Source organism: Streptomyces sp. NPDC088915, from assembly GCF_044749825.1.
Lineage (GTDB): Bacteria > Actinomycetota > Actinomycetes > Streptomycetales > Streptomycetaceae > Streptomyces.
The window spans coordinates 16521-29314 of record NZ_JBIVIR010000008.1 but is presented as its reverse complement, the minus strand read 5'-3'; the positions used below and the strand labels follow the sequence as shown (position 1 = coordinate 29314).

The following is a 12794-nucleotide window of genomic DNA, read 5'->3' as shown; positions in this document are numbered from 1 at the left end:
TGTTCGCTGGACTCTTCCGAACAGGACACTAAGTCGACAAGTGGCGCACGTTCAACGAACACGCCGAACCTCCCGTTTTTCTTTTCACCCTATGTGATCACCCGTAGCGCTGGCCAACCAGGGTGCTGGCCAGCGGTGACGCCCGTCAACTCCCCGACGCGGCGGGCGCCGTGGGGGCACTTACGTCGAAGTGCCCCGCTTTGGGAACGGCCTTCATGAGGGCGGTGAGGACCCGGGCCTTGACGGGGCCGTGTTCGCCGCTGCCCCAGAGGACGGTCCGGCCGCCGGTCAGTTCGAGCGTGACGGAGTCGTACGAGGTGACGCGGACGGCCCGGGTGTCCCGGGCGACCTCCGCCGGGAGTTCGCCCCGGACGCGGACCGCCTCCCCGAGCAGTCGGTCCGCGCCGAAGCGGCGGAGGCTCGGGGAGGAGGAGGCGTCGAGGACCAGCAGGGGGACGCCCCGGGGGGCGGTGGCGACGGTGGCGAACCGCACGCCGCCCATGTCCACTTCGGTGAACTTTCCGCCCTTTTCGATGAGCAGGACCGGCTGCCGTTCCGTCACCTTAAGGTCGATTCCGTGCGGCCAGGACCGCACGACCTCGATCGACTCGATCCGCGGCAGCAGCCGCCGGGTCCGGGCCGCGATCGCGTCGGTGTCGACGGAGGCGAGCGGGGCGCCGGCCGGGACGGCCGCGACCTTCTCGACCTGGGCCGCGGTCAGGACCCGCGTGCCGGAAGTCTTCACACGTTCCACACGGAACCAGTCCGACCCGTAGAGCGCCCAGAGCACGCCGACGGCGACCGCCGCGAGGCCGAGCGCGGAGAACAGGAGCCGGGGCGCGGGCACCCGGAACCTTCGATTCCGGGCGCCCGGCCGGGACGGACCGTCCGACGACCCCTTCGACCCGCGTGCGCCGCTCTTCCCGGCGGTCGTCGGTGCGGTTGCCACCCGGCGCCTCCTGCCTTCCGTCCGGAGCGCCGCGCTACGCCTGGCGGCGGGCGGCGATCGCCTCGTACACCATGCCGACGAGCAGGTCGTCGGCGTCCCGGCGGCCGAACTCGGCGGCGGCGCGGGACATCTCGTACAACCGGTGCGGATCGGCCAGTACGGGCAGGACGTTGCCCTGCACCCACTGCGGCGTCAGCTCCGCGTCGTCGACGAGGAGCCCGCCGCCGGCCTTGACCACCGGCTGGGCGTTGAGCCGCTGTTCGCCGTTGCCGATGGGCAGCGGGACGTAGGCGGCGGGCAGCCCGACGGCGGAGAGCTCGGCGACGGTCATCGCGCCCGCGCGGCAGAGCATCATGTCGGCCGCGGCGTACGCGAGATCCATCCGGTCCACGTACGGTACCGGTACGTACGGCGGCATACCGGGCATGTTGTCGACGCGCGGCATTTCGTTCTTCGGGCCGACCGCGTGCAGGATCTGGATGCCGGAGCGCTGGAGCACCGGGGCGACCTGCTGGACGACCTCGTTGAGGCGCCGGGCGCCCTGCGAGCCGCCCGAGACGAGCAGCGTCGGCAGGTTCGGGTCGAGGCCGAACGCGGCGCGCGCCTCGGGGCGCACCCGGGCCCGGTCGAGGGTGGCGATGGTGTGCCGCAGCGGGATGCCGATGTAACGGGCGTTGCGGAGCTTGCTGTCCGGGGTGGCGACGGCGACCCCGGCCGCGTACCGCGAACCGATCTTGTTGGCCAGGCCGGGCCGGGCGTTGGCCTCGTGGACCACGATCGGCACCCCGAGCCGCTTGGCGGCCAGGTAGCCGGGCAGGGCCACGTAGCCGCCGAAGCCGACCACGCAGTCCGCCTCGGTGCGCTCCAGGACCTGCTCGGCCGCCTTGATCGTGCCGCGCAGCCGCCCGGGGACGGTGATCAGCTCGGGGGTGGGCTTGCGGGGCAGCGGCACGGCGGGGATGAGCGCCAACTCGTAGCCCCGCTCGGGCACGAGGCGGGTCTCCAGACCCTTCTCCGTGCCGAGCGCCGTGATCCCCACGCTGGGGTCCTGCCTGCGCAGGGCGTCCGCGAGGGCGAGCGCGGGCTCGATGTGGCCGGCGGTCCCCCCACCGGCGAGTACGACATGCACCGAAATTCACCGCTCTCCGGACGGGCGCTTCTTCACGCGCCGTCGCATCGACTTCCATCTCTTCCCGACCCGCTTGCCCCAGCCGGGGCGGCGCATGGCCAGGGCCGCTTTCGCGGCGGGTTCCTGTCGCGCGAAGGCGATGAGGAGCCCGACGGCGAACATGGTCGGCAGCAGGGCCGACCCTCCGTAGGAGAACAGCGGGAGCGGGACACCGGCGATCGGCAGCAGGCCGAGCACCGCACCGATGTTGATCACGGCCTGCGCCGTGATCCAGGTGGTCACACCTCCCGCGGCGAACCTCACGAAGGGGTCCTCCGTGCCTCCGGCCACGCGGATACCCGCATAGCCTAGAGCCGCGAACAGGGCGAGTACCGACAGCGTCCCCGCGAGGCCCAGTTCCTCACCGGTGACCGCGAAGATGAAGTCGGTGTGCGCCTCGGGCAGTTGGCCCCATTTCTCCACGCTCGCACCGAGCCCGGATCCGAACCATCCGCCCGACGCCAGAGCATAGATTCCGTGCGCGGCCTGGAGGCAGGGGGCTCCGTCGCCGCCGGGGTCGGACGCGCCGACGCACTGGAAGCGCTTCATGCGGTTGGCACTCGTCTTGATGAGCAGCATGCCGATAGCGCCGGCGACGGTGAGCACCCCGACGAAGAGCCGGGTGGGCGCGCCGGCCGTCCAGAGCAGGCCGAAGAGGATCGCGGCGAGGACGATCGAGGTGCCCATGTCGCCGCCGAGCATGATCAGTCCGAGCAGCATGAAGGCGCCCGGGACCAGCGGCACCAGCATGTGCTTCCACTGGGTCAGGAGCCGCATGTCCTGCTTGCGGGCGAGCAGGTCGGCGCCCCACAGGATCAGCGCCAGCTTGCCGAACTCGCTGGGCTGGAGCTGGAAGGGGCCGCCGAGGGAGATCCAGTTCTGGTTGCCGTTGACCGCGTGCCCTATCCCGGGGATCTGCACGAGGGCCATCAGGAAGACCGCGCCGACCAGGATCGGGTAGGCGAGCGCCCGGTGCAGCCTCACCGGCATCCGGGAGGCCAGGAAGAGCAGTCCGGTGCCGAGGAGCGCGGCGAGGAACTGCTTCCGGAAGAAGTAGGAGGGCACCAGCTCGTAGCGGAGCGCGGTGATCATCGAGGCGGAGTAGACCATCACGAGCCCGAGGCCGGTGATGAGCATCCCGGCGCCGATGATCACGTAGTACGCCGTGAGAGGGCGGTCCCAGGCCTTCCTGGCCCGCTCGTGGAGTCCCCGGACCCCTCCGCCGCGCGCCCGCCGCGGGGTCGCGGGAGCCCGCCCCCCGCCGCGTGCGGCGGAGGGCCGGCGCGTTCCGGCGATCTTGCTCGGCATGGTCGCCGTCCCCTCCGGTCGTGTCCGGTGCGGCCGGACCCTCCCACTGGTCGGGTCAGGCGTCCCCGGTGGCGGCGAGGGCGCGGACCGCGTCCGCGAAGGCCTCGCCGCGCTCGTTGTAGTTGGTGAACATGTCCATCGAGGCACAGGCCGGGGCGAGCAGGACCGTGTCCCCCGGGCGGGCGAGCCGGGCCGCCTCGCGGACCGCCTCGGACATCGCCCCAGTGTCGGTCCGGTCGAGGTCGACCACCGGGACCTCCGGGGCGTGTCGCGCCAGGGCTTCGCGGATCAGGGCCCGGTCGGCGCCGATCAGGACGGCCCCGCGCAGCCGCTTCGCGGACTTCTGGACGAGTTCGTCGAAGGTCGCGCCCTTGGCGAGGCCGCCGGCGATCCAGACGATCGGGTCGTAGGCCGCCAAGGAGGCTTCCGCGGCGTGGGTGTTGGTGGCCTTGGAGTCGTCGACGTAGGTGACCCCCCCGACCTCCTCGACCCGTTCGATGCGGTGCGGGTCGGGCCGGAAGGCCTTCAGGCCGTCCCGTACGGCCTTGGCGTCGACGCCGAAGGCACGGGCCAGGGCGGCGGCCGCGAGGGCGTTGGCGATGTTGTGCGGGGCCGGGGGCCGCACGTCGGCGACCTCGGCCAGCTCCTGGGCGTTCTCCCGCCGGTTCTCGACGAAGGCCCGGTCGACGAGGAGGCCCTCGACGACGCCCAGTTCGGAGGGGCCGGGGGTGCCGAGGGTGAAGCCGATCGCGCGGCAGCCCTCCTCGACGTCGGCCTCGCGGACCAGGTCCTCGGTGACCTTGTCGGCCGTGTTGTAGACGCAGGCGACCTGATTGCCCTCGTAGATCCGGCCCTTGTCGGCGGCGTACGCCTCCATGGAGCCGTGCCAGTCGAGGTGGTCGGGCGCCAGGTTGAGGACGGCGGCCGAGTGGGCGCGGACCGAGGGCGCCCAGTGGAGCTGGTAGCTGGAGAGTTCGACGGCGAGCACGTCGTACTCCTCGTCGCCGAGGACGGCGTCGAGGAGCGAGACGCCGATGTTGCCGACGGCGGCGGTCCGCAGGCCGGCCGCCTCCAGGATCGAGGCGAGCATCCGCACGGTCGTGGTCTTGCCGTTGGTGCCGGTGACGGCGAGCCAGGGGGCCGCTCCGGGGCCCCGGAGGCGCCAGGCCAGCTCGACGTCGCCCCAGATCTCCACGCCCGCCTCGGCGGCGGCCGTGAAGAGGGGCTTGTCGGGGCGCCAGCCGGGGGCGGTGACGATCAGCTCGGTGCCGGTCGGCAGGGTGTCGCCGTCGCCGAGGCGGACGGTGATCCCCTCGGCCTCCAGCGCGGCGGCCTGGGCCCGGGAGCGCTCGTCGTCGCCGTCGTTGACGACGGTCACGCGCGCGCCGAGTCCGTGCAGGACGCGGGCGGCCGGGATGCCGGAGACGCCGAGTCCCGCGACGGTGACGTTCTTGCCGTTCCAGTCGAGCCGCTCTGTCACTTGTCCGCTGCCCATCCCGCGTAGAAGAGGCCCAGGCCCACGATCACGCACATGCCCTGGATGATCCAGAACCGGACGACGACCAGGACCTCGGACCACCCCTTGAGTTCGAAGTGGTGCTGGAGGGGGGCCATCCGGAAGACGCGCTTGCCGGTCATCTTGAACGAGCCGACCTGGATGACCACGGACATCGTGATCAGCACGAACAGGCCGCCGAGCAGCGCGAGGAGGAGCTCCGTGCGGGAGCAGATGGCGAGGCCGGCGAGGGCGCCGCCGAGGGCGAGCGAGCCGGTGTCGCCCATGAAGATCTTGGCGGGCGAGGTGTTCCACCACAGGAAGCCGAAGCAGGCGCCCATGAGGGCGGAGGCCACGACCGCGAGGTCCAGCGGGTCGCGGACCTCGAAGCAGGCGTTCGGGTTGGTGAGGGTCAGCGCGTTGGCACAGGACTCCTGGAACTGCCAGAGCCCGATGAAGGTGTACGCGCCGAAGACCATCACGGAGGCGCCGGTGGCCAGGCCGTCCAGACCGTCCGTCAGGTTCACGCCGTTGGACATGGCCAGGATCATGAAGAGCGCCCAGACCACGAAGAGCACCGGGCCGATGGTCCAGCCGAAGTCCGTGATGAAGGAGAGCTTCTCGGAGGCCGGGGTGAGTCCGCGCGAGTCGGAGAACTGGAGCGCGAGCACCGCGAAGGCGATGCCCACGATCAGCTGTCCGGCCATCTTCGCCTTCGCCCGCAGACCGAGCGACCGCTGCTTGACGATCTTGATGTAGTCGTCGAGGAACCCGACCAGGCCCATGCCCGCCATCAGGAAGAGGACGAGCAGGCCGGAGTACGAGACGGGTTCGCCGGTGATGACCTTGGCCAGCGCGTACGCGATGAGCGTGGCCAGGATGAAGGAGATGCCGCCCATGGTGGGCGTGCCCTTCTTCCCGGCGTGGCCGCGCGGGCCGTCGTCCCGGATGAACTGCCCGTACCCCTTGCGCGCGAGCAGCTTGATGAGCAGCGGGGTGCCGATCAGGGTCAGGAAGAGCCCGATGGCCCCCGCGAAGAGGATCTGCCTCATCGGCCGGTGACCTCGCCCTCGGTGTCGAGGAGAGCCAGGGCGACCTGTTCGAGACCGACCGACCTGGAAGCCTTCACAAGGACGACGTCCCCCGGGCGCAGCTCACTGCGCAACAGGTCGACCGCCGCCTGCGCGTCGGACACGTGCACCGACTCCTCACCCCACGAACCCTCGTTATATGCGCCCAGTTGCAGCCAGGACGCTTCCCTGTCCCCGACCGCCACGAGCTTGCTGACGTTGAGCCGGACGGCGAGCCGTCCGACCGCGTCGTGCTCGACGAGCGATGCGTCCCCGAGCTCGGCCATCTTGCCGAGCACCGCCCACGTACGGGCCCCCCGGGCCTGTGCGGCCCGGCCCATGGCCGCGAGCGCGCGCAGGGCGGCCCGCATGGACTCGGGGTTCGCGTTGTAGGCGTCGTTGACGATCGTCACGCCGTCCGGACGCTCGGTGACCTCCATGCGCCAGCGCGACAGGGAGCCGGCCTCGGAGAGCGCGGTGGCGATCTCTTCGACAGGCATGCCCAGCTCGTGCGCGACGGCGGCCGCGGCGAGCGCGTTCGACACGTGGTGCTCACCGTACAGGCGCAAGGTCACGTCGCTGCACCCGGTGGGTGTGTGAAGGAGGAAAGAGGGCCTCCCGGCCTCGGTGAGGTGGACGTTCTCGGCACGTACGGCCGCTTCGTCCGCTTCTCCGAAGAGGAGCACGCGGGCCTTGGTGCGGTCGGCCATCGCGCGCACGAGGGGGTCGTCGGCGTTGAGGACCGCCACGCCCCCCTCGGCCTCGGTCGGGAGCGACTCGACCATCTCGCCCTTCGCCAGGGCGATCTGCTCCCGGCCGCCGAACTCGCCGATGTGGGCGGAGCCCACGTTGAGGACGAGGCCGATGCGGGGCGGGGTGAGGGTGGTGAGGTAGCGGATGTGGCCGATTCCGCGCGCGCCCATCTCCAGGACCAGGTGCCGGGTCTCGTCGGTCGCGCGGAGCGCCGTGAGGGGCAGGCCGATCTCGTTGTTGAGCGAACCGGGCGTCCACACGGTGGGGGCGTGCTTCTCCAGGACCTGGGCGATCAGGTCCTTGGTGGAGGTCTTGCCCGCCGATCCGGTGAGGGCGACGACGTCGGTGCCGAGGCGTTCGACGACCGTTCGGGCGAGGGCCCCGAGGGCGCTCTGGACGTCGTCCACGACGATCGCGGGCACGCCGACGGGGCGGGCGGCGAGCACGGCCGTGGCACCCGCCTCGACGGCGCGTGCCGCGTAGTCGTGGCCGTCGACGCGCTCACCGGCGAAGGCGGCGAAGAGGCTGCCGGCCCGCACCTCGCGGGAGTCGATGACGACGGGCCCGGTGATCCGGGCGGCCGGATCCGGTATGTCGTGCGCCTGCCCGCCGACGATTTCGGCGATCTCGGCGAGGGAGAGGGCGATCACTGCTTCATCCCTGACTGTTCTGGTGGCTGGCTTCGGCACTGCTGTTCGGCGGGGCGGTCCGGGTCTTCCGTTCGAGGATCGCGGCGCGCAGGACCTCGCGGTCGTCGAAGGGGCGGACGGCCCCGGCGATCTCCTGGCCCTGTTCGTGTCCCTTGCCCGCGACCAGGACGGTGTCGCCCGGCCGGGCGCGGGCGACGGCCGCGGCGATCGCGGCGGCGCGGTCGGCGAGGACGAGCACCTCGCCGCGCTCCTCCGCGGGGACCCCGGCGGCGCCCGTGAGCATGGCGGTGAGGATGGCGAGGGGGTCCTCGGAGCGGGGGTTGTCCGAGGTCAGGACGGCGGTGTCGGCGAGCCGGGCGGCGGCGGCGCCCATCGGGCCGCGCTTGGTGACGTCCCGGTCGCCGCCGCAGCCGATGACCACGTGCAGCCGGCCCTCGGTGACCTCGCGCAGGGAGCGCAGGACCGATTCGACGGCGTCCGTCTTGTGCGCGTAGTCGACGACCGCGAGGTACGGCTGGCCGGCGTCGACGCGCTCCAGCCGGCCGGGGACGCCGGGGACGGCGGCGACGCCCTCGGCGGCGGCCTTCGGGTCGAGGCCGGCGGCGGCGAGGACGGCGATGGCGGCGAGGGTGTTGGCGACGTTGAACGGGCCGGGCAGCGGGGCGGTGGCGGGGATCCGCTCGCCCCCGGGGCCGACGGCGGTGAACGTCGAGTCGTGGGAGCCCAGGACGAGGTCCTCGGCGCGCCAGTCGGCGTCGGCGCGGCCCTCGGCGGAGAAGGTGAGGACCGGGACGCCGGCCTCCTTCACGAGCCTGCGGCCGTACGCGTCGTCGAGGTTGACCACGCCCAGGCGGCTGCGCTCGGGCGTGAAGAGCCCGGCCTTGGCCCGGAAGTAGTCCTCCATGTCGGAGTGGAACTCCATGTGCTCCGGGCTGAGGTTGTTGAAGACGGCGACGTCGAAGACGCAGCCGTCGACCCGGCCGAGCACGAGGGCGTGGCTGGAGACCTCCATGGCGACGGCCTCGACGCCCCGTTCGCGCATGACGGCGAAGAGGGCCTGGAGGTCGGTGGCCTCGGGGGTGGTGCGCTCGGACTTGATGCGCTCGTCGCCGATCCGCATCTCGACGGTGCCGACGAGCCCGGTGCGCCGTCCGGCGCCGCGCAGGCCGCCCTCGACCAGGTAGGCCGTGGTGGTCTTGCCGGAGGTGCCGGTGATGCCGATCTGCAGGAGGCCGGCGCCGGGCCGTCCGTAGATCTCGGCGGCGAGTTCGCCCATCCGGGCGCGCGGGTCCTCGACGACCAGGACCGGCAGTCCGGTGGCGGCGGCGCGTTCGGCGCCCGCCGGGTCGGTGAGGACCGCGGCGGCGCCGAGTCCGGCGGCCTGGGCTACGAAGTCGGCGCCGTGGAGGCGGGCCCCGGGCAGGGCGGCGTACACGTCCCCGGGGCGCACGGCCCGGGAGTCGTGGGTGATGCCCGAGATCTCGGCGTCGCCCGGGGTGTCGGTCCCCAGGTGCGCGGCCAGGTCGCCCAGGGGTGTCGGGCGGACCCGCTCCGGCCGTGGCGGGGTGGTTCGGTACTGATCAGCGTGTGGCACGGCGGTGAGCGTACCGGGCCCACCCTGTGGGGGGCCAAAAGAGGCCGGGGCCTCGCCGGAGTTCGATTTCCGGTTCCCGGAATGGGGGGTGATCGTTGTCACTGGTGCTCCCGGAGTGTCACGGGGTGGGATCGAAGACGACCGGCAGTCGGGCGGGGCCGCTGCCCGTGGGGGCGATGTGGAGGGTCTTGAGGGCGAACTCCATGACCTTCTTGTAGATGGGTCCGCAGATCTGGCCGCCGAAGTAGCTGCCCCTGGTGGGGTTCTGGATGGCGCAGTAGACGGTGACGCGCGGCGCGTCGGCGGGGGCGAAGCCGGCGAAGGAGGCGGTGTAGCCCTTGTAGCGGCCGAGTTCGGGGTCGACGCGGTTGGCGGTGCCGGTCTTGCCGGCGACGCGGTAGCCGGGGATCGCGGCGCGGGTGCCGGTGCCCTCCTGGTCGTCGACGACGGACTCCAGCATGGCGGCGAGGGTCCTGGCGGTCTTCTCGCTGATCGCCCGGGACTCCTCGGGCCGGGGGGCCGGGGCGAAGCGCCCGTCGGGGCCCTTGGTGCCGCGCACGAGGGTGGGGGCGATCCGTACGCCTCCGTTGGCGATGGTCGAGTACACGGAGGCGGCCTGCATGGCGTTGAGGGAGAGGCCCTGGCCGAAGGGGATCGTGTACTGCTGCGAGGTGGACCAGTCCTTGGGCTTGGCGAGGATGCCGGGGGTCTCCCCGGGGTAGCCGAGGCCGGTGGGGCTGCCGATGCCGAACTTGCGCAGGTAGGAGTGGAGCACCTCGTTGGACTCGGCCTGGGTGGCGCCGAGGCGGCCGGTGGCGAGGATGGTGCCGATGTTGCTGGACTTGGCGAGGACGCCGTTGAGCGTCAGGTACCAGGTCGGGTGGTCGATGTCGTCCTTGAAGAGCCGGTCGCCGCGGTGGAGCCGGTTGGGGACGGTGACGTGGGTGTCGGGGGCGGCCTTGCCCTCCTCCAGGACCGCGGCCATGGACATGACCTTGCTGGTGGAGCCGGGCTCGTAGGCGTCCTGGAGGGCGGCGTTGCCCATGGAGGCGGCGTTGGCGGCGGAGAGGTCGTTGGGGTCGAAGCCGGGGGCGTTGGCCATGGCGAGGACCTCGCCGGTGCGGGTGTCCTGCACGATGACGTAGCCGCGGTCGGCCCTGGACTTCTTCACCTGCTCGGTGATGGCCTGCTGGGCGGCCCACTGGATGTCCCGGTCGATGGTCAGCTCGATGTTCGAGCCGGGGACGGCGGGGGTGCCCCGGGAGCCGGCGGTGGGCACCTGGCGGCCGCCGGACTGGGTGAAGCGGATCTTGCCGTCCTTGCCGGCGAGCTGCGGGTCGAGCATGGACTCCAGGCCGCCGGCGCCCCGGCCCTCGGCGTTCACGTAGCCCAGTATCCCGGCGGCGAGTTCGCCGTTCGGGTAGACGCGCTTGGTGCTGGGCTCGCTGAGGACGCCGCCGAGGAGGTTGATCCCGTTGCCCCCGGCGGAGGGCTGGGACTTCTGCCCGTAGACCTTCTTGAGGTCCTTGATCTGGTTCCAGACCTGCGGGGTCTGCTTGCGGGCGAGCAGGGTGTAGCGGGACTTGGGGGTGCGGAGCTTCTTGGCGAGCTCGGCGGGCTGCTTGCCGAGGATCGGGGCGAGGAGGGCGGCCGCCTGCTCGGGGGCGTCCGCGACCTTGCTCTCCTCGGGGGTGAAGAGGGCGGGGTCGGCGGTGATGTCGTACGCGTCGACGCTGGCGGCGAGCGCGATGCCGTTGCGGTCGGTGATCTCGCCGCGCTCGGCGGAGAGCGTGTACTCCTGGAAGCGGTACTTGTCGGCCTTGGCCGCGTACGCGTCGGCGTCCACGGCCTGGACCTGGAGCAGCCGGACGACGAAGACCAGCATGACGAGGGTCAGGCCGAGGGAGACCAGGCGCAGCCGGGGCCGGGGGTTGCCGAGCTTGATGGTGCGGGGCCTGCGGGCCGGGGGCCGGGGCGCGGGGCGCCCGGCCCCGGCCGCCGGGCGCGGCGCGGGACGGGCGGTGCGGGTGCCGACGGAGGCCGCCCGGCCCGGCCGGGGGCGGACGGGCCGGGCGGGACCGGGGACGCGGCGGCGCGGGGGCTCCTGGGGGGGCACTGCTCGGTCACCTGCCGGAGGTCGTGGGAGCGGTTGCGGAGGACGCGGGCGCGGTCCGCGCCGGGCCGGTGGCGGCGGGGTCCGTGCCGGTGCCGGCCGCGCCCGTGCCCGCCGGCGGCTCCGGGGAGGCGGTGGAGGCCGCCGGCGTCGGGAAGGGCGCTGCGGAGGGGCGGCCGAGGACCCTGCCGTCCGGGCCGAGGAAGGCGGGGCTGCCGCCCGGGACCATGCCGAGCTCGCGGGCCCGCCGCTCCAGGGCGTCGGGGGCCGCGTAGTCGTCCACGTCCCGCTGGAGCGCCTGCTCCTCGTCGGTGAGCTCGGTGGTCTCGTTCTTCAGCTCGTTCAGCTTGAAGGAGCCCTGGTTGAGCGCCGAGTTCAGCAGGAGCAGGCTGATCAGGCCGCCGCCGAGCAGGACGACGACGAGCAGGACGAAGGGGGTGCGGGCGGCCGTGCTGGGCCCGGACGGCATGAGCCGTCCGAGCCGCGCGGCCCGCCCTTTGAGGGGCCCCTTCGCCGTGCTCACAGGACGTCTTCCCGGATGCGCTCGACGCCCCGCAGCCGGGCCGGGGCGGCGCGCCGGTTCTCGGCGACCTCCTCCTCGGTGGGCAGCTCGGCGCCGCGGGTGAGCAGCTTCAGACGGGGCTGGTACTTCTCGGGGACGACCGGCAGGCCGGGCGGGGCGGTGGTGGCCGCGCCGGCCGCGAAGACCTGCTTGACGATCCGGTCCTCCAGGGACTGGTACGAGAGGACGGCGACCCGGCCGCCGACGGCGAGGGCCTTCACGGCCGCCGGGATCGCCCTCTCGACGCTGTCGAGTTCGTGGTTGACCTCGATGCGCAGGGCCTGGAAGGTGCGCTTGGCCGGGTTGCCGCCGGTGCGCTTGGCGGCCTGGGGCAGGGCGTCGCGGATGAGCTCGACGAGCCGGGCGCTGTGGGTGAACGGCTCCTTCTCGCGCTCGCGCACGATCGCGGAGACGATCCGCTTGGCCTGCTTCTCCTCGCCGTACGCGCGCAGGATGCGGACCAGCTCGCCGGCCGGGTAGGTGTTGAGCACCTCGGCCGCGCCGATGCCGGTCGACTGGTCCATGCGCATGTCGAGCGGGGCGTCCTGGGCGTAGGCGAAGCCGCGGTCGGCCTCGTCGAGCTGCATGGAGGAGACGCCCAGGTCGAACAGGACGCCGTCCACCTTCGGGATGCCGAGCCGGTCGAGGACCTCGGGCAGCTCGTCGTACACCGCGTGGACGAGGGTGGCCCGCTCGCCGTAGGGGGCGAGCCGTTCGCCGGAGAGCCGCAGGGCCTCCTTGTCCCGGTCGAGGGCGACGAGCCGCACCTCGGGGAACCGCTTCAGCAGGGCCTCGCTGTGGCCGCCGAGCCCCAGGGTGCAGTCGACGACGACCGCGCCGGGGCGCTCCAGGGCGGGGGCCAACATGTCCAGGCACCGCTGGAGCATCACCGGGACGTGTCGGTCGTTGCTCAATGCGCCCTCTCAATTCGGGCACGGGGGCACGTACCGCCGGGTCCCCGCCCGCTCGCCGGGGAGAAGCGGTCGTCCGGCGCCGGAAGGGCGCGTCGGCCGACCGGCGAGCGGGAGGAGGCCGAGCCGTGGGTACCGCCGCGCACACGGGGGAGAAACAGCGGAAATCGCTCGTTGTCTCCGTGAACTTCGCGTCACTTTAGTCCACGGGACCCGCCGGT

10 protein-coding genes are annotated in these 12794 nt (G+C 72.7%); all 10 read right to left on the bottom strand.

Annotation, left to right across the window (positions count from 1 at the left end; all coding sequences use genetic code 11):
• Positions 1 to 145: 145 nt before the first annotated feature.
• The 10 genes from ACIP5O_RS16240 to rsmH are packed head-to-tail and all read right to left on the bottom strand — an operon-like array spanning position 146 to position 12576.
• A complete protein-coding gene (locus ACIP5O_RS16240; RefSeq protein ID WP_401293583.1) occupies positions 146 to 949 on the bottom strand; it encodes a cell division protein FtsQ/DivIB in 804 nt (267 codons plus the stop codon).
• A 34-nt stretch (positions 950 to 983) separates the two neighbouring features.
• On the bottom strand, positions 984 to 2078 hold the full coding sequence (murG, locus tag ACIP5O_RS16235; RefSeq protein WP_401293581.1) for an undecaprenyldiphospho-muramoylpentapeptide beta-N-acetylglucosaminyltransferase: 1095 nt from the start codon (positions 2076 to 2078) through the stop codon (positions 984 to 986).
• 6 nt (positions 2079 to 2084) lie between these two features.
• Positions 2085 to 3425, bottom strand: a complete 1341-nt coding sequence (gene ftsW, locus ACIP5O_RS16230) for a putative lipid II flippase FtsW (RefSeq protein ID WP_356543573.1) — start codon at positions 3423 to 3425, stop codon at positions 2085 to 2087.
• A gap of 55 nt (positions 3426 to 3480) precedes the next feature.
• Entirely contained in the window at positions 3481 to 4920 is a 1440-nt protein-coding gene (gene murD, locus ACIP5O_RS16225) for a UDP-N-acetylmuramoyl-L-alanine--D-glutamate ligase (RefSeq protein WP_401293578.1), read from the bottom strand.
• Entirely contained in the window at positions 4902 to 5972 is a 1071-nt protein-coding gene (gene mraY / locus ACIP5O_RS16220) for a phospho-N-acetylmuramoyl-pentapeptide-transferase (protein ID WP_121832102.1), read from the bottom strand. Before mraY ends, murD begins: the two co-directional genes overlap by 19 nt.
• Positions 5969 to 7393 carry a UDP-N-acetylmuramoyl-tripeptide--D-alanyl-D-alanine ligase gene (murF, locus tag ACIP5O_RS16215; RefSeq protein WP_401293573.1) on the bottom strand — a complete coding sequence of 475 codons (1425 nt, stop codon included), beginning with the start codon at positions 7391 to 7393 and terminating at the stop codon, positions 5969 to 5971. Before murF ends, mraY begins: the two co-directional genes overlap by 4 nt.
• Positions 7394 to 7397: 4 nt before the next feature.
• Complete coding sequence (locus tag ACIP5O_RS16210; protein WP_401293570.1) at positions 7398 to 9089, bottom strand: UDP-N-acetylmuramoyl-L-alanyl-D-glutamate--2,6-diaminopimelate ligase; 1692 nt, start codon at positions 9087 to 9089, stop codon at positions 7398 to 7400.
• A 16-nt stretch (positions 9090 to 9105) separates the two neighbouring features.
• Positions 9106 to 11103: a peptidoglycan D,D-transpeptidase FtsI family protein gene (locus ACIP5O_RS16205; protein ID WP_401293568.1), complete on the bottom strand. Its 1998-nt coding sequence runs from the start codon at positions 11101 to 11103 to the stop codon at positions 9106 to 9108.
• A 7-nt stretch (positions 11104 to 11110) separates the two neighbouring features.
• Positions 11111 to 11623 carry a septum formation initiator family protein gene (locus ACIP5O_RS16200; protein ID WP_401293566.1) on the bottom strand — a complete coding sequence of 171 codons (513 nt, stop codon included), beginning with the start codon at positions 11621 to 11623 and terminating at the stop codon, positions 11111 to 11113.
• Positions 11620 to 12576, bottom strand: coding sequence for a 16S rRNA (cytosine(1402)-N(4))-methyltransferase RsmH (rsmH, locus tag ACIP5O_RS16195; protein ID WP_356543583.1), 957 nt, complete (start codon positions 12574 to 12576; stop codon positions 11620 to 11622). The genes ACIP5O_RS16200 and rsmH overlap by 4 nt, the downstream gene beginning before the upstream one ends.
• Positions 12577 to 12794 lie beyond the last annotated feature (218 nt).